The organism is Enterococcus ratti (assembly GCF_001886195.1).
Lineage (GTDB): Bacteria > Bacillota > Bacilli > Lactobacillales > Enterococcaceae > Enterococcus_B > Enterococcus_B ratti.
On sequence record NZ_JXLB01000030.1, the window covers coordinates 1 to 20,124 of the forward strand.

The following is a 20,124-nucleotide window of genomic DNA, read 5'->3' on the forward strand; positions in this document are numbered from 1 at the left end:
AGTAAACGTTAAAGACATGGAGGGCATTTTTTTAAATTGTGCCATAAGTCAACAGAAAAGCCGATTGATTTTTTCGAGTAAAAGAAAAATATAGTTAAAAGCTGTCCGAATAAATTACTCGTGTTTTAAAAAAGCATTCTTAAGTATACTTTAAACAAAAGTGAAAATAACTCTTTTTTACTATTGGTATTGATAATGTTTACTGATTGATTACCAAACCTATTAGCCACCATGATAGTATTTTTCAATTGCCGGTACATTTATCCTCATCTACTCTTTTTAATTTACTTATTTCAGTGGCTTTTTTCACTCTCTAAAAAATTTTCTTCTAACGTTCGCTAAAGCATTCCTATAAAAAACGAATCCAACAACAAAAACTGTGACAATTATCAAAAAACAACTGATTGTTAGAGATTACGCTCTTTACAATTCAAGAAATTTCATTTACACTTTTGTTAACCTTTTAAAAAATAAAGGTTAACAAAAGGAGTTCCTATGTACAAAACTTTAAAAAAATTAATTCTAGCAGCTGAATTTTCTGTGATTATTGCAGTTTTCTCACAGTTTACTTTTCCATTAGGGATTATTCCCTTAACTGGACAAACCTTTGCCATTAGTTGCACCGCTACAATACTAGGTAAAAAAGTAGGTTCGACTGCTGTATGTATGTATTTACTATTAGGGGTGATTGGAATGCCTGTTTTTGCTGGCATGTCGGGAGGCATAGGTGTATTATTCGGACCAACTGGCGGCTACTTAGTTGGTTTTGTCGTACAAACTTGGCTTATTGGCTCCCTCATGAAATATTCAGGGAACCACTACCTTAGAGTCCTACTAGCAAATTGGATTGGCTCAGTCGGCGCATTATGTTGTGGTACCCTTTGGTTGATGTTGAGTGCAAACCTTTCTTTTCTTCACGCCATCACCAGTGGATTTCTTCCTTTTGTATTTCCTGAAATGGTCAAATCAACTATGGCAGCTTCGATCGGTATAATCTTAAAAAAACGGTTAAATCGATTTCATTTTACGGATGTTCACTAGAATAAATGGATAACTGATGATAAAAAACTTACTCTTTAAAAAAGATAAAGCGTCCTCACGAAATGGCAATAACATTTTATACAGGCTGTTTAACGAGGAGGCTTCGATCAATAATAAAAATACAGCTATGTATGAAGACTTTTTCAGAAAGTACTCCCGCTTATTTATCTAGTAGATCAAGCTACTTGCAATGCTGCACACCACTTGCCTTTTCCACAACTTGGTGATTCTTGTTGGCTAATACTCTATTCAGTTCTTTGTGTATTTGTGCAAATTTACTCTGTCCCTGCTCACCTGTTTTAGCAAATGACACGCTTGGTATTGGTTTCACATTCAACTGCACTTGCTCATCCGTTTTAGTAAATAACACTTTTTCTTGTACTGGATTTTGTACAGGTTTGCTATTGAAAAAAGCTACTTTGTTATCTTTACACCTATCTTTTGATCCTTTGGTAAGAGATGAAATATTATTATAAATTTTCTTCTCCGATTTCTCCAATTCGTGATAAAAAGTTTCTAGCCTTTTGATAAGAGATGGCACATTTTCTTTTATTTTATCAATAGAATTAGCTTGTTCAGCCTCTGTTACTATCTTTTCAAGCTCCTTTATACATTCATTTGTTTGCCTTATTAGTTCTCCTTGTTCTTTTAGTTCCTCTTTATTATCTATACTTTCTTTTCTCACCTCATGCATTTCTAAAAAATTTATAAATAAATCAACTACACTATAATAATTTACTACTTCTGTTGCAAGACATTTTTGTTTTGCTTGTTTCATCAATGGATCGTTATTGTATTTTTTTCCAACAATAGCCAATGCTTGTATAGAAATTTGTTTATTCTTTGATTTTTCCTTCTCCTTAGAAATTTGCTTATTACTTAATTTTTTTTTCTCTTTAGTATCATTCAATCCCCATTTAAATATCGATCTCCACTTAAATCCGGTTATTTTTTTCTTTGCATTTTTTCGCTTTATATAATAACTAGAAGCCCTTTTAAATAATGGCTTCCATTCAGGATCTTCACCTATTTCTTCTTTCATTGCCTTCAAGAACTTTTGACGTGTTTTCTTCGCGGAATGACGAGAACCGGGTAATTTAATCGAAGTAAAAGACGTAACCTTATGAATATCTTTACGACAATGCAATAAAGCTGTTTTAATGGCTGCTTCTGGCTCACTAAACAAACAATTTCCTGCTTTTTGCCTCTCCATGTCAATAAGAAGTGGCACAAAGGCGGTTTCCTTTGATAGCTTAGCTAGTTCTTTACATTGTCCAAAACTTGGTCCCTCAAAAATCAATTTATTCTTTTTACTAATAAGCTGAATAAATTGAGGCAAGTTCCGCGGTGGGAGAGTGACGTAGTTCCCGTTGCTGCGATTATAAGCTCTTTCTCTATCAATTAACGTAACTACATAATCATTTTCCTTCTTATGTAAAATTAACCCTAAAGCATGACTATCGCCAGCGTCATTTGATACTTTCTCAATAAACGGCAAAATAATAAAAGAAGATGGATCATCTGATCTCAAGCTTTGAAACAATTTTTGTGTTTTTTCGGAATCATCCTTTACATCATAATACTTTAGTGTGCGGTTCAAAGATTCAATAAATTGAGGACGCTTACTCTTTTCAATAAAAAATTCGTGTTTATCTTGTTCAAGCATTTTTATATAAGTAAGAAAAAGTGGTGACATAATGTGTTTCTCACTTTTATAGTTATAGGGTAGTTTATTAGTATCTTCTAATCCTATAAGCTTAATTAAAACATGAAAATAGTGTTCATTCTTATTATTAATGTACATCTGTAATAACTTAGTACGGATATTTCTTAAACAATTGAGATCTAGCTGTTCCATAAACAAACTCCTTTTCAATATAAAGCTTTGATAGCCCTATTTAACCATACTAAAAACCACTAGTCGTTCTATTAATTTCAAAAAAAAAAAACNATTCGAAAGTATAAAAAATAATTGTGACCCATCCTTATCTAAAGAACAATATTCATTATTCATCTTTACAAAAGTCCTTAGATACTTAATCGACTGGCCTTCCTTTTACATCAAAAAAATCGTTCATCTTATATAAAAGGCTCATTTTTTGGAGTCCTTACAAATTGATGCCGTAAAAGATACTTTTTGACTTATTCACTAAGAACTTCCAACATACTTCAGTTTATTTTTGCTTTAAATGAAGAAAAGCCATAATTACATCATTTCAAAAGCCATCCGCCATCAATCGGAACAATTGCTCCTTGGATGTAGCTTGCCTGAGGGGTCGCAAGAAATAATGTTAGTTCAGCTACTTCTTCCGGTTGTGCCCAACGTTTAACAGGTGTTTCATTGGCTACCCATTCGGCCATTTCACCCTTTCCTGCAAAATCGGCTGCATTCATTGGTGTTTGGATCGCACCGGGAGCAATTCCTTTTACTCGGATCCCTTGAGCAGCATAATCTAAGGCTAGTTGCTTAGTAAAACCAATAATAGCATGCTTGGCACTCGTGTAGGCGATTCCTCCTCCACCTGCAACGATTCCTGCAATGGAAGCCATATTGATGATCGTTCCAGATTTTTGTTCCAGCATCTCTGGCAAAACTAGACGTGTCAACTGGTACATACTCTTGACGTTACTATTAAAGATTTGATCCCAAAGTGCTTCTTCTGTTTCTAATAAAGGATGATAATCATCGAGTATCCCAGCTGTATTAAGTAAAACGGTGATCGAGCCAAATTTGTGATGGCATTGTTCGATGGCTTTCATTACTAATTTTTTTTCAGTAATGTTCCCTAAAAAATAGGCAAAAGTTTCTGAGTATTGAACAGACATCTCTTCCATTTTACCTAGCTGCTGATCAAAACCAAAGACAAATGCACCTTGTTCTAAAAAGGCTTTTGCTTGAGCTTGACCAATACCTGAAGCTGCTCCAGTAACAAAAACAACTTGTTCAATTAAATCCCTATACCTATTTTTCATTGAACTATAATCCAATCTTTTGCTAAAATGTCGCATACCGTTGGTGTAAAACTAGAAAATCCTTCATCGCTTGTTTTGATTAAAAAATATGGTGTGACTGGGCAGCCGGCAAACTCTTCTTCAGAAACGAGTATGACATAAAGTTCAAAGCCACTCCAACCTTTTCGCAGTATTTTTTCACCTTTTTTTAACGCCGGCAATACTTCTTCAAATGTCATTTTTTTTCCTACTTTCTTTTAATTTTTTCGCCTGAATCTTCTTGATTTTTTCAAATATTTGAATATAATCCGCTAATTGCAGTTCTCCTGTAACAATAAAATAGTCTAAATCTGCCCAAGGCTTGCGATGAATTTTACTCGTGCAAAGCAACAAATCTACTTCTCTTCCACGATCGTCCGCAGGGAGAAATATCAGTTGGTAGTTGTCTTGAAAAAATCTCTGTAATCCATCTTCTAAAAGTTGTTCTTCAAAACATGGAAAATCTGTCATTAAAAGAACCCTTATTTTAGGTAATTTCGGTGTAAAAGCTCCTAGTGTTTTAAAAACCGTCAGATATCTTCCCATCAGAAAAGAAAGATTTTGAAATGCCGGCTGATGGACTTTTTGTTCTACCTCAAAAAACAAATCAAGCCAATGTTTTAATTCACTATTTTCGATTACCAAATGACTCATAAAATCACTATTGTTACCGTCAATTGTTTCTTTCACTTCAGGAAAAAGATAAGCAAATAAATGACTACTAAATAAGTAATTTTCGGCTTCCTTTGTTAACGATTCCTCTATTAATCCTTGCCTAATTTGATAAATATTTAGGGCTTTTTTAGCTTCAAAAAGAGCCCTATAAGGAGACGATTGATAGGTTTGATGAAATGTAAAAATACTCGCTCTGATTTTTTCATTCACATAATATTCTTCTCGTGTCATCAAAATTAAAAATAGCGCCCCTACTTCATCTTCGTTTTGAAAATAATTCGGAAATACTGGCTGCATCCAATGACAAAATTGTTGAAATAAAGAATTATCAGTAATCAATTGACGCTTTCGCTTATTTAAAGAAACATAATGTTTCTGTGATTTACGCAGAAAAAAAGCCCCTAACATATATTCTAATCTTCTTTTTTTTATTTCATTTAACCGAACGTTAAAAAAATCTAGAATTTGTTCTGCAATCTTTTTCACGTCTAGTTGTGAGATCGTTTCAAACGGCCATATTTTTCCTCGAAACAATTGCCAAAAAGTCATATGAAGATAAAGACGAATAATCTCTTCTTCTCCTTGCACTATATAGGTTCCACGTTGCAAATAAATACCATAATTTTTTAATTGTTGCTTCCATTCATTAATTTTACGATGTGCAGTAGATTCACTGATATACTGTTTTTGAGCAAATTGATAGATTGTACGAAACTCTTCAAAAAAAATATCGTGCAAAAGCCGGTATTTCAGCGTACCTTGCACGAGATAAATCAAAAAACGTTCATGTTCAATGGAGTCAAGCGAATCATACAACTGGTAGCCGAACCGACGTGTCTTAATAAATAAGAATTGCGTTTTCCCGCTAAATTTCTGATAATTTTTTGTCAATTCGTTCAAGTACTTCGCAACACTTCGCGCATCAATTTGGATGGATTGGGCTAATTGTGCAGCCGTGTGACATTCGTGATCCTCAAAACTTTCTAGCAGGAGAATTTTATAATACAAATCTTTATCAAAACGTTTCAAATATTCAGATGACAAATACAATTTCCACCACTCCTTTATGCTAGAATGTTTTTTTCATTGTAGCATAAATTCTAAGATGCTACATTAAAACAAACCTGCAAAAAATTGAAATAATAAGGGCAATAAAAAGACCGTTAATATTCCATTCACACAAATAGCTAAACCAGAAATAATGCCTTCAATTTCTCCCAGTTCAATCGCCTTAGCTGTACCAATTGCATGCGAAGTACTACCTAAAGCAACTCCTCTAGCAATCGGACTATTGATATGAAAAAGCCGGAAAATATGTGTTGCGATCAACGAACCAAAAATACCTGTAGAAACAACGATTGCCAATGTCACCGCATTGATTCCACCCATCGTATGAGAAAGATCTACTGAAATTGCTGTAGTGACTGATTTTGGCAGCAAAGAAATCACCATTTCTTTTTTCAACGCAAACAAATAGCCTATACCTATACTCACTAGACCGTTTGCTACGATTCCAACTAGAATTGCTGCAATCACTGGAAAAAAGTTAGCTTTCAATAAATGAAAGTTTTTATATAAGGGGATAGCTAATGCGACGGTTGCAGGCGTGATCATCATTGTCAAAAGACTCCCACCTACGTTATAATCGTGGTAACTGATCCCAGAAAAATGAAGAAAAAGAATAATCATTAGAATCGATAAAACTAAAGGATTGATAATCGGTATTTTATATTTACGTAAAAATTTATCAGAAAAGACATAAACACCTAAAGTTAAGCTTAAACCAAATAGCGGATTATGAAAAAATTCAGTCAAGTTGCTGTTCCTCTCCTTCTAGCTTTTGAATTTGTTGTTGACTCATCGTCTGTTTAAGATGGATATTTTGTAAAAGTTTTTCAATCCATTCTGCTGTTTTTCCCGCTATAACCATTGTAGCAATCGAACAAATTACTACTGCACCTAGTAAAATAGGCCAAATTGTTGCAATATCACCAAAATAATCTAGTAATCCTACACCTGCTGGAACAAATAGAATCGTTAAATTATTCAACAAAAAATCACCCGTTGTTCCAAGATTTTCTGGTTTTAATATCCGCATTTCAAAAGCAAGAAATAAAAATAAAATTCCTAAAATACTTCCTGGAATAGGCAAATGTGCAAAGGATCGCACGCCTTCTCCTAAAACAGAAAAAAAGAGAACGATAAAAAATTCTTGAAAAAGTTTCATTTGCAAAACACTCCTTACATTCATTTTTCATTTTACTAATAAACTTTTTCTGAAATTTTCAAAATATGCTATTTATTAAAGACATTTTTTGAAAAAATTATTGTTTTTTTTTTGGTATATTTATAATAAAAGTTAGTGTTTTCAGCAAAAATTTCAAACGTTATTTTATAGGTGGATTAAATTTTACCTTCTTTTTATTTGCACTTATTTAAAATTACTGAAAACAACAGATAGATAACACTAACTGATAGGGACAATATGTCTTTTTTGTATTTTTTATTTTTGGGAGGTATATATGGATTATTCACTTATGACCCGTCTTGCGGCGGAAATGATTGGTACCGCATTATTGATCATTCTTGGAAACGGTGCTGTAGCAAATGTAGATTTAAAAGGGACAAAAGGTTATGGAAGTGACTGGATGTTAATTGCTGTCGGTTATGGATGTGGCGTAATGATGCCAGCGATGATTTTTGGTGGCATTAGCGGCAACCATATTAACCCAGCATTTACGATTGCCCTTGCTTCAAACGGCTTGTTCCCATGGGCTGAAGTATTACCTTACATTGCAGCTCAATTAATCGGGGCAGCTATTGGACAATTGATTGTTGTAGCTTGCTATAAACCTTATTATGACCAAACAGAAGATGTGAACCATGTATTAGGAACATTTTCAACCATCAACAGTGTTGGCTCTCAGTTTAATGGTTTTGTGAATGAATTCTTTGGTTCATTTGTTTTATTTTTTGGCGCCTTAGGTATTACTAAAGCACCTTTTTTCCAAGATAATCTTGGTACGGCTCATTTAGCACTTGGTTTCTTAGTTTGGACATTAGTTGCTTCACTTGGCGGTCCAACTGGTCCGGGATTAAATCCAGCTCGTGACTTTGCTCCACGCTTAGTTCATGCCTTATTACCATTAAAACACAAAGGTTCCTCTCAGTGGGGTTATGCGTGGGTACCAGTCGTCGCACCGATTTGTGCTGGGATTGTTGCAGTCTTCTTATACAAAGTATTATTTATAGTTTAATGAAGCTTAGACAAAAAAACCAAGGAAATGAGGTTTGAGACTCGTTTTCTTGGTTTTTTTTGTCATACAAATAAAACTTCAGTTGACTCTTTTACACAAAGTACTGCGTTATTATAAGTCGATACTATTACTTTAAATCAAGCAAAGTTTAGCACGATAACAGCTACTCAAATAATATATTTTACATTCATACATCTTTCTAATTAAAGGATAAATATATAGCTTGATCCTCTATTTATAAATAAAAAAACTTCCAAAGTTGTTCACTTTTCTTAGAAATAAAACCATCGATACTTTTCACTGACTTCATTCATAAAAAATTTATACCGGTTTTCACTTAATCATTTTTTTTACTTGGAGAAAAATTAGGTCGCCGTCTTTATTACTCCGTGTCATACTAAATAAAAGAAAAAATAACTGAATGAATGGAGAAAAATACATGCCTTATAAAAATAAACTTCAAAGTTATCTTGACATTTTTGCTCTTTCTTTATCATTAAAAGAAAATAACTCTTGGCTTTTAGAAGATCATAAACAAAATTATTCTCTCTTATTTTCACTCTATATTAAAATGATCGAAAAAGACCAACAAGAATTTTTTGCTCGATCTGCCGATAAAAAACAAATTATCCACTCACTCGAAAAAAGTAAGAATTTCTACACTTTTACGTGTGATAAACAGCTGTTACATACTTTGGAACAATTGAATACCAACGATCCGAGCGATTTTGTACTTTTACCATTATTTTATCTTATAGGACAATGTACTGATGTTGAACATGTTTCCGGAATACTTATTTACAAAGAAAATGAAACGTATAAAGCCATCTTAGTTGATAAAGAAGCTTGCATATCGAAAGCTCAAATTAATGTTGTCACAATACCTTCGACCAATTTGACTTCACTTTGTAGTATTTTATTTTCCAACATAGAATGCCCAAATATTAAAGAACCTTATAGCGTTTTATATGGCATTCTTGAACAATCAGCTTCTAGTGAAATCATTCAATTACCTTATCAAATGCATCCGCAAAAAGAAGGAAATTGTGTGGTAAAAGAGATAGAAGCAACTTTAAAAGTAGCACTTTTTCATTGTCGGCATAACTTATTTGCTTCACAAAATTTAAAAAAAATCAAATGGAATGAGAGACCTAACTCAACTATAAAAATGCATAACCTTTTATTATCTGTGATAAAAGAAGAATATCAAGGTCCAGCCGCGCCTTTTGACCTGCTATCTAAGTTTTTTAAACTAAGAAAACGAAAAAATACACGCCCTTATCCATTAACGCTTCAAGAAAAAAAAATGATTAATCAAAAAATGCAAAACAAAATGAATAAATATCCTGAAATCCAGCAAATTTTAGAAGGAAAAAATGTATATAAATTCTCCAATGGAACTGTAAACAACAGGATTGATTTTTTTGAAAAAATAGCTGGCGCAAAAGAAAAAAGCAACTTCTCAAGAAAACAATGCCAAGATAGAAACAAATTCACCATCTCAAAGTATATGCGATGATCAAAAAAGCCATGATGATCCTCCTTTTAATAAGGAATAATTGTCATGGCTTTGTCAAATTCTTTTGCCAGATACTTATTTCTATAATTGATAAATTCGGGATTATAAGCACGTAATAATGTACGCAACTTCATTGGGCGGTAGGATATCCGTTGAATTTCCCGTACAAATTTTCTAGTGAGCTGCCATTCATAGTAATAGCCAAAAGGACGGCAGCTATACTTCGTGCCATGAATTATTTTATCTTCAAATCTTTGATGGGTGTGACCAAAAACTACTTGCTTGATATTTGTATAGTGATCAAGTAATTTTCCAAAAGAGGCTGAACCTAAAAACGCATTTAAGTTATTCCAGCGCTCATAAGGAGCTTTATGGTAAATAATAAACTCTTTTTTAGGGACAAAATGTGTCGCTAATACTACTTCTAATCCTTTAGAAGCAATGCTTTCTAGTAATCTTTTCGATGCTTTAAGGACACGAGCATTTACTTCAAGATCCGTTCCTTTTCGTTGTATCAAGCGATCATACCAATAAAGATTTTTCATTCGCAAGATTTGTTGATTTTCTTTTAATTCAGAGAATTGATAATCATACCAGCCATTTATCCCCAGCAAAACAGTATGATCATTTAAAGCAAGATAGCGTTCATTTAAAAAATGAACGTCAGGAAAATGATTCATCTGCTCTTCCACCGCTACATCTGCTAATTCATGATTCCCAAAATTAAACGTTGTCGGTAATCCTTTTTTAATAAAAAATTCAACTACTGCTTGGCAACGATCAACTTTATTAGCCACATCACCTGCTAAATGCAGTCGCGTAATTTCTTTTTGGGCTAAAACATCAAACAAAATGTGTAATTCTTTTTCATTAAATTTGTTGATATCTACATGTAAATCACTAATGATTGCTAATTTTGTCATTGTTTTGCCTTCAATCTTTTTTATTATTCTGGACGTACAATTTGCAGATTTCCTTTTAACAACCCGCTTGCACCTTTTAATTGTAAACTTTTATACGTAGGCTCTACCGCAATAGTTGTCGGATCATCCATATACAACAAAGCATTTCTTTTAATCCAGATCGGACCAATAGTAGTTTCTACTTTCTCAGAATACAAGCTTAAATCGTTGGTCGTTTCTTTCTTTACAATGAGCAAGCGAAAAGATGTATCCAATTGACAAGTAATCCGACTATTGGCAAATGGTCCATCACCATCTTCAATATCTAATAGTACTTGTTCCTTTTCATTTAGCTGCGTTTGAAGCATGTCCTTGGCTTCATTTGTTAACAATAATTCCATCGTTATCACCTCGAACCTAGCTTAACGATTTTACGGCTAGGAGGCAACTAACTTGTTTTTACCTATTAGTCTAATTATCAGAACAAGCAATTGATAAAAATTAAATCAAAAAAGACGTCTCCTTTAAAGTAAGAATATCAGATATTCTCATCAATACTTCTTGTAACAGCTTTATTTTTCTTATACAATCGATTTCATTCAAAGTATTGATATGTCTACACTTAATTTAACCTTAAATAACAAGATGATTTACGTAAAATAAATATTTCTTAATGAATGCTTGAAAAAGAATAATTTTTTGTTCACGCTTTATTAACAACTTTTAGGTATGTTAGTTTAATAAATAAAGGATCTGGAGGGATTTCTATGGGAGAAGAATACATAAAAAAAATTTATTTTATTGAAGAAACACAAAATATCGAAGGATCTTATGTTGAAGTAAAAACTTTATTTGTATATGAAGATAAAGAAAAAGCGTTCTTAACATTTCAAAATTTATCTAAAAAACGAACGCCATTTTTTGGCTTGATTCTAAGTGAATACAAAATCAAAGCTTCAGAAAGCTATTTTTATCAATTATTAAAACGTTGGGCACATTTACCAGCCGATTTTTATCGTACAATGACTATCTTAAATTATCAAACATTAGCGGAAATAAAAATGTGATGTTCAACTTTACCTCGCACTCAACTTGTTACTTTTAGCAATCAAAAAAAGAAAGATCGCTTCTAAAAAATAGTGGGTATGCTGATTTACAATTGGTTAATAAGATAAAAGAAGTGTAGAACAGCTTTATTTTTCTTCTTAAATGAATTCATTTCTTTTAACTCCTTGTTTGAGTTTAGTAGATAAATACAACTCACCACTTTTTTCTTTTTATTCGTTGATTGCTTCTATGCTATAATTTTGGTAAAGGAAAGGAAGGTTTATTCTGATGGCAAAAGATGATGTACAAAACCGTTTAGATAAAGGAATATATGGTACACCGCTCATAAATCCAGAGGAACAACATAAATATATGGGTACGTTTCGTGAACGTTGCTATTTAAGTATGACAATTACTGAAATGAACGATCCTCAAAACAAAGAGCATTTTTTGAAAGAACTTGAAAAACAACCAGATGCAACCGTTCTTCTAAATGGGTTACTGCCTTTGACCGTACAAAATCAATATATCCAACTTGCTGCCAAAAAAAATGTCCGCTTTACCGTCGTTAATGATTATGTATCAGATGCTCCCAATAGTTTTGGGTTATTATTAGCCGACAAAGAAGCAGTCAATGAACCCATCATTGATATTGAAGAAAAATACCCTAAAAATGAACGATTGCCCTCAAATGAAAAGAAAAAACGATTTTGGGAACGTTTATTCTAAAAAAGTAGTAAGGAACTCTTTTCGTTTACCTCAATAATTTTTTTTACGATCAAAAAATTATTGATATTTAGCAAACAAGCATGAACAAAAAATAATTTGTCCATGCTTGTTTGATTGCTTTTCCTCCCACATTTTGCCTTTTTCTTCAAATCTTCATGTGGGAACTTTTTTATAAAAATCAAGGAGCTTGAACTAACGTCCACTCCACATGACCAGTATAATTTCCTGGCTGCACGTTTTTTGTGTCTGCAATATTTAAATACGCATCTCCTAAATTATAATTATAAATTGCGTCATGGGTAGCCTGATGTGCTTCCATAATGACTACCGGTTTACTTGTTTCGATTTCTGGTAAAGCTGCTCCTTGAATTTCATTCCCACCATCTGCTAAATCAGTACTTGGATTAAACGGCGATGTCCCATCGTTTATATTTTTCTTAACGACTCCTTTATTGGTCAATACAATCGTACTTCCTGGAATCGTCTTTGCCGTTGTCCAAACTAATTGGGCTTGTAGCGTCCAAGCGTTACTTGTTTGTCGCTTGTCACAAACACCTATATCAAAAGAATCTTGCTTATCAAATGGAATCTGTTGTTTTCCTGTCTCATTTAATGATGTTACAGGAAAACTGAACTGTTTAGGAGAATAATAAAGCCCAAATAAACTAGTTTCTCCCGGCTTTCCATTATCTGTATCAGACGGTATTTCTGGCAACGTTATCCAAACCGCTTGATAAGTTGTCGTCAGTAAATCTGTGACATTATTCGCATTATCAACCCCATTTACCTGCCAATCTGAAAAAACACAATGAGGTTTCTTAACCACTAAAGCATCTTTGAATTGATTGAATGTTTGCATTTGCAGTTTTGGATCGGTTGGTGTTATGACTACAGACTGAAAATAATTTTTGGTTGTTCCTTGATCTTCAAAGACTCCTCCATTTGCATCAAAAACCGGACCAGTCAGAACACGGTTATCTGCATCATAATTATAGTTTAATAACTTATTATCATTTGCAAGAACTAATAGTGGGGATTTTACACTCGTAGCAAACATATTCCTGACGTTTTTTACATTAGACAGATTAAATTGACTTAAATTTAATAACTTTAAATTAGTAGTTCCAACAAACATACTCGTCATATTACTAACCTTATCTGTTTGAAAAGAACTTAAATCTAATGTTTTTAAACTACTTAAATGAGCAAACATATAAGCCATATCTGTTACTTGACGAACATCCCAATTAGCCAAATATAATTCTTGTAATTGTTTATCCCCGTTGAACATATAATTCATATCCGTAACATTGGACGTATTCCAGCCGCTTAAATTTACTTTTGTTAAAAGTGGATCATTGGCAAACATCGCACCCGTATTTGTTACCTCACTTGTATCTAGCCCTGTCAAATCAACCTCTTTTAAAGAAGACCAAAATTGAAATGCATACCGCAAATCAAAGTCTTCGATAGACACCTTATTCCCAGGTGCAATTTTAAAACTAACGATTGATTGATAATTAGGAAAAATCGAAGAATCAATATCTAGTAAACTCGTTGGTTTTCCATTAATAGAAGTAGGTACAACAATTTCTGTATTATTCCCAATGTATTTTGTCAGAATATAACGATCCTGTTCAGAGGATAATTCGTATTGCCATTCAGTAGTAGTATTTGCTGGTTGAACCGTCACGCCCTCTGCTTGACTTGGTATATTAGTTTCCGCAAGTTCACCATTCGCCGTGTTTTCTTGGTTAGTTTCTTCTTTTTGATTGCTTTGCTCGCTCATCATCTTATCTCTTAAAGAGGATGGCCACTGACTCAAATCTAAATTTAATAAAGCCGGGCAATTTAAAAAGATTCCTTCAACCTTTTGAATGGTAGTAGTTGTCCATTGATTGATTCCATCAATATTCATCAGCTTAGGACAATTATTGAACATATCCACTAAAATCATAGGCGTGACATTTTCTGAAATTTTTACTTGTTCCAAATTCGGACAATTTTTAAACATTCCCTCTAAATTGGTAGCATACAATCTACTTAGTTGAACTGTTTTTAATTTTGAACAATTTTCAAACATTTTACTCGTATTTATCACTTCACTAAAATCGGTAGCACCAAAATCAACTGTTTCTAAAAATTCATCGCCTGCAAATGCTCGGTGTAAATCTACGTTTCCTCCTTGACCATCAGAAATACGAGGAACAAGGTTAAGAGAAGACGAAATTATAATTGAATGTATTGATTTTCCTTTCATCGAATAAAAGAAATTTGGAGATAAAATAAGCTTACTAATATCTGGATGAATAGCATTTAAAAATGAACGATCAATCCTAATTTCTTGTTCTTGATTACTGCTTGCTACTCCAGTAAGGTGTAGTTCAGAACCTTTTAAATCATAGATGATATTATTATATACACCAGATATTGCTTCTTTCTTTTCAGTCACTGAATGTTCTTTTATAGCTAGCGAGTTCGTTGTTTGTGCTGCTTGTGTTAGACGACTATCTTTAACTGCATACAATGGATGATTTAATGCCACGGTCTTCTCTTGTTCTGATTGCTTATCTGCAAAACTTATTTGCCCCTGACAAACAACATTTCCCAACAAGAAAGCCACTACAGAAATATACTTCATTCTTCTCACTATCATTACCTCCTAAACTACAATTGTTGTTTAATCACGATAAAATACACAACACCTAATATAATCAAAACAATTGAGGAAATAAGCACGATTGTATTGATATAAATAATTGATTGATTAATTTGTCTCATAATCATTTTTTTGTAATTATCTAAAAACAAATAAATTGCTGAAATTAAAAAAAGAATCCCTGATACAATAATAAAAATTGGTGTTATATACATAATTTTTCCTCCCTTGCGTTAAAATAAGTGAGCTAAGTTACAGAAAGTAAAATTGCATCATCTTTATTTATGCCTAAACAACTGCACAATTACACAATTATCTAGATCTTTTCCTTATTGATTTTTTTTACGCGTTTGATCACTAGATAACCTGTCCCGACTATATTTATTAATAAAACAACGATCCAACTAATTCGAAGCCATAATGGAATAACAACGTAATAGATCGATTGTTCATTGATTTCTTTAGCAGAATCAGCAGTAATTTTAAATACTCGATTAAAAAACCATTCTTTTCCGCCAGCTTTAACGGATCCTGTAAAAAGATATTCTCCTGGTGTTAATTCATCTTTTCCCCAATCAAATTGGAAAGGATAGACTGAATGCGGGGCAATACTTACATCTGTTTTTTCTTGTTTCTTAAGCACTTTATCTGAATCTTTTTTTCGAATATCTCCGGAAACAGTCGCTTTATCAAAAATATACGAATTAGGGTTTAAAATATCTGCTTGAACGATTTTTTTACCATCAGATAAAATAGGTGCAACCTTATCCAACGTTACAGAAACATGTTGATTCATCACCGTCTTTGCATCATTTGTTAACACCACACCTAATGTATAGTTGTACGTATTTTGTATCGATACTTCTTCTTTTTGCTTATTTTTTTCTTCATTACTTTTTTCTGAAACAACAATTCCCCCTACAATGACGCCAGAAAATTTTTCTTTAGGCATGGATACAGTAAGCGTCGTTTCTATCGTACTTTTTGCAGGAACTGTTACTTCTGTTTGTGCCGCTTTTACGATTGATGAAAGCGGTTGTTTCAAATCTTTATGATCTTTTAAACTCCCAGTATAATCTAACAAACCGTTGGAATTCGTATTAGCATTGGTAACTTTTACTTTCAATACTTTTGCTTGATTAGAACTATTGACTAGCTTCACTCCTAAACGATCTTGTGTTCCCGCTTGTTCAAAAAGATAAAAATAGCCTAAATTTGAGTCAATTTGATGTTTATTTGGCACACGTTCAATAGTATATCCTCCTAACATTTCGTTAGCTTGTACAGATACTGTTCCTGTAATTGCAAAAATAAAACTTAAGAGGATTGAATAAATCACTTTTTTTATCAATTTAGTTCTTCCTTCCTTTTTTTGATTATTAGCAGCTTTTTCTTCTAGAACGCTGTCTGCCAATAATCAAAAAAAGGAAAAGAGCAATTTCTTTCCCTTTTTTTTAAATTTAAAATATTTATGGAGCAACTGCTAAATTCCATTCTACATGACCCGTATGAGTACCGGCTGTTGTCGTCTTAGCATTTGCTATTTTAAGAGAAATTTTTCCCAATTCATAATCATAAGTATCATTGTGAATAAATCCTTGTATTCCTGACATTAATAAAACTTGCGCGTTTGAAGTAATCTCCACGTTAGGAACTGCCGTAACTGATCCAGAAGGTGCGTCTACCAAGTTACCGCCTCCAGTATTGACTTTTGCATTTGCTCCTGTATGCCCAGTTAGAATAGACATCCCTTGTTCACCGTTGTCCCAAATAACTTGAGCTTTCAACGTCCACCCCATTGTACTACGGGTCTTATCTTTTATCCCCACATCAAACGTGCCAGAATTTTGCGGCATCGTAACATCAATTGTTTGTGAACCAGATTCCGCTAATTTTGTTTGTGGGATAGTAAAAATACCTGGTTGATAAGCAATCCCAAAAGCTACAGTAGGATTGTTCGGTTTATTTCCGGGATCAACAGGACTCACTGGATCTTTAGTGTTTGTTGGAGGTGTTGGGTTGCTTCCTCCGTTATCTGGTAATAGCAAGGGTGCTGAAATTAATGTCTCCGCAGTTGCCGGATCCGGATTAATTGTGTTACTTGCCGCAGCTACTCCCGTACTATTAATTAATAAAAAAGGTGCCAATAAACTTGTGCTAATAAAACACATACTTTTTTTCATCTTTTTCGCTCACTTTCCTTTCTAGATACCTAAAACTAGGTATTTAACCTTTAATAAATCAAATAAAAAATAACATAAGAAAAACAATAAATTTTTTCGATTTTTTAATATTTATTTATAAACGTTTAAAAAAATAATAATAAAAAAGGAAAAATAGAGATGGAATTTCACAAAAATTCAGTTTTTTATTTATTGTATTTCAAATAAGCTATCTTTATTTTGCAATATTCAATAATCTACCACATGAATTAACTTTAAAACGACCTTTAAAAATTAGAAAAAATCTAATTTCTAAAGGTCGTCTTAATTTCCAAATGATGTAATTTAATATAGGTAGCTTTTTAGTTAAAATTAGGTGCTTTCTGCCACAGTGTTATATTCTATCCCTTTTCGGATATAACAAGTTTAGTACGTCTATCGTTAATCTTCGCCCCTTGCCTGTAAATGGATACACGTGCATGTGCATCGCAGGATTAAAATTGGCTTCAATGATGGCATAAGCGGTTGAATTTATCCTAGGATCACTTTCCTTATCTGGGATAATCAAATCAATTCCACAGATTTTTGCTCCTAAGGTTGCTACTGCCGAAACAGCAATTTGTTTGTAACTTTCAGAAAACTCATCTGTAACATCTATTGAATCTCCACCTGTACTGATATTAGAATTTTCTCTTAAATAAATAATTTGATTTTTTTGGGGAATAGAAGAAACAGTAAGGCCTTGTTCTTTTAACATCAGTTGTTCTAATTCTCCTAACTGGATCACTTCTAACGGTGCACGATGATCAGTTCCACGTAATGGATCCAAATTCTTTTCAGCTACTAGTTCTTTTATGGTATGTCGACCGTCTCCAATTACATTAGCTGGTACTCGAAGTAAAATCGCTTGGACTTTTCCATCAATCACAAAAAAACGATACTCCGTTCCCGGTATAAATTCTTCTACTAAAACAGACGTATCTTCTTTAAAAGCAATGGTTAATCCCGCTTGATAATCCTCTAAATTAGCCCCATCTTTAAAAATGGTAATTCCTACCCCATAATTAGTTGATTTGGGTTTAATTACAAATGTTCGATTTGCAAACTTTGGATAAGCGTTAACAGCTTTTGCCATCGTAGAAAACTCTTCCCCGTCTGGTACACGAAATCCCGCTTCTTTTAGAATTTTTTTCGTCACTATTTTATTTTCCATAATTAGCGGTACAATATAACGATCTTTACTTGTCATATTTGCATTCTTAACATATTCAACATGCTCTTTATGCTGTAAACGTAAAAATTGATCAGATTCATCCAATACTCTCACTTCAATTCCTTGCTGTATCGCATCAAACATAAAAATTTGGGTTGAAAGTTCCATATCTTTAAATCCAGCTAATTGATAAGGATGCTCATGACTTTCTTTATAATATTGACGCCCTAGTTTTACTGCAATTTCTTTTTGACTAGTACGCTGTGCTTCCTGATTTAATCTTGCAGCTGGTGTTTTTTCCGGATGGTTCATCTGATCCAATGCTTTTTCCACCAAGAAAAGCGGTTCTAGCCAGTCTAATTCCAATAGCATTTGTTTTATCCCTTCAAGAACCGCTACACCTTCTTGATAAAATTCCGTCTGACTCGCTGGATGTTCCAACGCTACTTTGTTATTTCTAAGCGTTCCCTCTGCTACCCATTGGTCACTGTTCTCTTTTTCTTCCGTCCATAACATATATGTCAAGAACAATTGCAAAAATTGGACTTGCTCTTGAGCAATTCCTAAACGAACATAGGGATTTAAATCAATATTTCTTAATTCAATATACCGCACGCCTGTTTTGGCTAAGTCTGCTACACGTTTTCCACCGCGAAAACGAAGCGGTGTATAAAATTCTTTTTCTTCAGACAGCTTTCCTTCTTCCACCATTTGTTCAATATCTTTTAAATACTGCTCCATCGAAGAATAAGACACTTGGACATTTGGACGGTTGGTATACCCCAATGCACTGTTACGGATACTACGTACAGGGTTTATTAAAGGAAGTTCATCCATAAAATAATTTTCTTCACTCATCGGAGACGCACCAAATAAATAAGTAATAATCCAACGGTAACGCAAAAAATTTCGTGCTGTTTTTAAGTACAGTTCGGTTTTAAACTCAGAAAAACATGAAATTTCATCTTGATGGTTGAATAATAATTTTAGTAGTTCTTCACCAAACTCAAAGTTAAAATGAATTCCACTGACCATTTGCTTTCGTTTTCCATATTCTTTTGCCAAATAGCGGCGATACAACACATCTTCAAAATTTTTTAATTTAGCAATTAGAATCTCTTCATCTTTTTCTGGCAGTTTCGGCGGCATACTCAACGGCCAGATCATTTCATCTTTAGGAAGGGTGCGAGCAGCAACATCGTAGATCGCTGCCATGTATTGAAAGAGTTCTTGAATGGAATCTGTGACAGGTGTGATCAATTCAATCTGTGTTTCACTAAAGTCTGTTTGGATATATGGATGAAACGTACGGTCACCAAAAATATTTGGGTGATCAGTACGTGCTAGTTTTCCAGCAAGAGTCACACGCTGTCCTTCACGTTCAATGCCAAAACGTGCTTGATCGATAAAAGGTCGTAAACTAGGGTGTCGCAATAATTGTTTAAAGTTCATGATTGATTATCCTCCAGTTCATATGCTTTTAATTATAGTAAAAAAAAGGCAGAAAAAGAATGAAATTGTTCCAAAATACGAAAAAAGAGTTCCTTAGACAATCATATAAAAAGATATTCTTGCTTAAATCAATAGCTCTTAACGAAAATACGCTTCTCAAAAACAGAAAAAACCGATAAAATGATAGATTCTATTAAATAAGTAACAGCTCTTAACTTAATTACTTAACAATTACTAACAAAAAAGTTCTCCTATATTTTTATAATTGTTCATTATTTCCTATGTGCGGTTTGTTTCTTTTTCCTAATAAATTACTTTTTATATATTTACTTTATTAATGCTCTGATGGATTAATTTTCACTTTTCTATAAATAACATACAGATCTTCCAATGATCCAAAGAGTAAATAAGAAAAATTCTCATATAAACGTTCAGCTATTAAAAAAATATCAATCATAACCACCCTTCAAAAGGGTG

General features: G+C 33.2%; 18 protein-coding genes. 5 read left to right on the forward strand and 13 right to left on the reverse strand.

The features are described from left to right. Nucleotides 1-495 precede the first annotated feature (495 nt). A complete protein-coding gene (locus RV14_RS10690; RefSeq protein WP_071856244.1) occupies nt 496-1,041 on the forward strand; it encodes a biotin transporter BioY in 546 nt (181 codons plus the stop codon). Nucleotides 1,042-1,222: 181 nt separating this feature from the next. Here RV14_RS10690 and RV14_RS10695 read toward each other — a convergent pair whose 3' ends face one another. The 6 genes from RV14_RS10695 to RV14_RS10720 all read right to left on the reverse strand — a co-directional run bounded on the left by RV14_RS10695 (nt 1,223) and on the right by RV14_RS10720 (nt 6,934). Then, a complete protein-coding gene (locus RV14_RS10695; RefSeq protein WP_071856245.1) occupies nt 1,223-2,899 on the reverse strand; it encodes a hypothetical protein in 1,677 nt (558 codons plus the stop codon). A 353-nt stretch (nt 2,900-3,252) separates the two neighbouring features. Then, nucleotides 3,253-4,014 carry a 3-oxoacyl-ACP reductase gene (locus tag RV14_RS10700; RefSeq protein ID WP_071856246.1) on the reverse strand — a complete coding sequence of 254 codons (762 nt, stop codon included), beginning with the start codon at nt 4,012-4,014 and terminating at the stop codon, nt 3,253-3,255. Further along, the gene (locus RV14_RS10705) at nt 4,011-4,232 is read right to left on the reverse strand and encodes a DUF2829 domain-containing protein (protein WP_071856247.1); all 222 of its coding nucleotides are present in this window, start codon (nt 4,230-4,232) and stop codon (nt 4,011-4,013) included. Before RV14_RS10705 ends, RV14_RS10700 begins: the two co-directional genes overlap by 4 nt. Continuing rightward, nucleotides 4,222-5,757 carry a helix-turn-helix domain-containing protein gene (locus RV14_RS10710; RefSeq protein ID WP_071856248.1) on the reverse strand — a complete coding sequence of 512 codons (1,536 nt, stop codon included), beginning with the start codon at nt 5,755-5,757 and terminating at the stop codon, nt 4,222-4,224. The genes RV14_RS10705 and RV14_RS10710 overlap by 11 nt, the downstream gene beginning before the upstream one ends. Before the next feature lie 63 nt (nt 5,758-5,820). After that, nucleotides 5,821-6,522 carry an LrgB family protein gene (locus tag RV14_RS10715; RefSeq protein WP_071856249.1) on the reverse strand — a complete coding sequence of 234 codons (702 nt, stop codon included), beginning with the start codon at nt 6,520-6,522 and terminating at the stop codon, nt 5,821-5,823. After that, nucleotides 6,515-6,934: a CidA/LrgA family protein gene (locus RV14_RS10720; protein ID WP_071856250.1), complete on the reverse strand. Its 420-nt coding sequence runs from the start codon at nt 6,932-6,934 to the stop codon at nt 6,515-6,517. Before RV14_RS10720 ends, RV14_RS10715 begins: the two co-directional genes overlap by 8 nt. Before the next feature lie 295 nt (nt 6,935-7,229). Between RV14_RS10720 and RV14_RS10725 the strand changes: the two genes are divergently transcribed. Then, nucleotides 7,230-7,964, forward strand: a complete 735-nt coding sequence (locus RV14_RS10725; protein WP_071856251.1) for an MIP/aquaporin family protein — start codon at nt 7,230-7,232, stop codon at nt 7,962-7,964. A 439-nt stretch (nt 7,965-8,403) separates the two neighbouring features. Then, nucleotides 8,404-9,483, forward strand: a complete 1,080-nt coding sequence (locus RV14_RS10730) for a hypothetical protein (protein WP_071856252.1) — start codon at nt 8,404-8,406, stop codon at nt 9,481-9,483. Nucleotides 9,484-9,509: 26 nt separating this feature from the next. Here RV14_RS10730 and RV14_RS10735 read toward each other — a convergent pair whose 3' ends face one another. Both RV14_RS10735 and RV14_RS10740 read right to left on the reverse strand, forming a co-directional pair. Further along, the gene (locus RV14_RS10735; protein WP_071856253.1) at nt 9,510-10,406 is read right to left on the reverse strand and encodes a metallophosphoesterase; all 897 of its coding nucleotides are present in this window, start codon (nt 10,404-10,406) and stop codon (nt 9,510-9,512) included. A 23-nt stretch (nt 10,407-10,429) separates the two neighbouring features. Further along, nucleotides 10,430-10,786 (reverse strand): iron-sulfur cluster biosynthesis family protein, encoded by a 357-nt coding sequence (locus RV14_RS10740; RefSeq protein ID WP_071856254.1) that lies wholly within the window; start codon nt 10,784-10,786, stop codon nt 10,430-10,432. A 366-nt stretch (nt 10,787-11,152) separates the two neighbouring features. On the opposite strand from RV14_RS10740, the gene RV14_RS10745 reads away from it, so the two are divergent. Next, entirely contained in the window at nt 11,153-11,452 is a 300-nt protein-coding gene (locus RV14_RS10745; RefSeq protein WP_071856255.1) for a hypothetical protein, read from the forward strand. Between the two features lie 268 nt (nt 11,453-11,720). Continuing rightward, the gene (locus tag RV14_RS10750) at nt 11,721-12,161 is read left to right on the forward strand and encodes a YueI family protein (protein ID WP_071856256.1); all 441 of its coding nucleotides are present in this window, start codon (nt 11,721-11,723) and stop codon (nt 12,159-12,161) included. 178 nt (nt 12,162-12,339) lie between these two features. Here the strand turns inward: RV14_RS10750 and RV14_RS10760 are convergent, their stop codons facing one another. The 5 genes from RV14_RS10760 to gshAB all read right to left on the reverse strand — a co-directional run bounded on the left by RV14_RS10760 (nt 12,340) and on the right by gshAB (nt 19,650). Next, complete coding sequence (locus RV14_RS10760; RefSeq protein ID WP_245785504.1) at nt 12,340-14,802, reverse strand: BspA family leucine-rich repeat surface protein; 2,463 nt, start codon at nt 14,800-14,802, stop codon at nt 12,340-12,342. 26 nt (nt 14,803-14,828) lie between these two features. Continuing rightward, nucleotides 14,829-15,035: a hypothetical protein gene (locus RV14_RS10765; protein WP_071856259.1), complete on the reverse strand. Its 207-nt coding sequence runs from the start codon at nt 15,033-15,035 to the stop codon at nt 14,829-14,831. Between the two features lie 101 nt (nt 15,036-15,136). Continuing rightward, nucleotides 15,137-16,168, reverse strand: coding sequence for a WxLIP family cell surface protein (locus RV14_RS10770; RefSeq protein WP_369887236.1), 1,032 nt, complete (start codon nt 16,166-16,168; stop codon nt 15,137-15,139). A 121-nt stretch (nt 16,169-16,289) separates the two neighbouring features. Further along, complete coding sequence (locus tag RV14_RS10775; protein WP_071856260.1) at nt 16,290-17,003, reverse strand: hypothetical protein; 714 nt, start codon at nt 17,001-17,003, stop codon at nt 16,290-16,292. Between the two features lie 373 nt (nt 17,004-17,376). Next, complete coding sequence (gene gshAB, locus RV14_RS10780) at nt 17,377-19,650, reverse strand: bifunctional glutamate--cysteine ligase GshA/glutathione synthetase GshB (protein ID WP_174544650.1); 2,274 nt, start codon at nt 19,648-19,650, stop codon at nt 17,377-17,379. Nucleotides 19,651-20,124 lie beyond the last annotated feature (474 nt).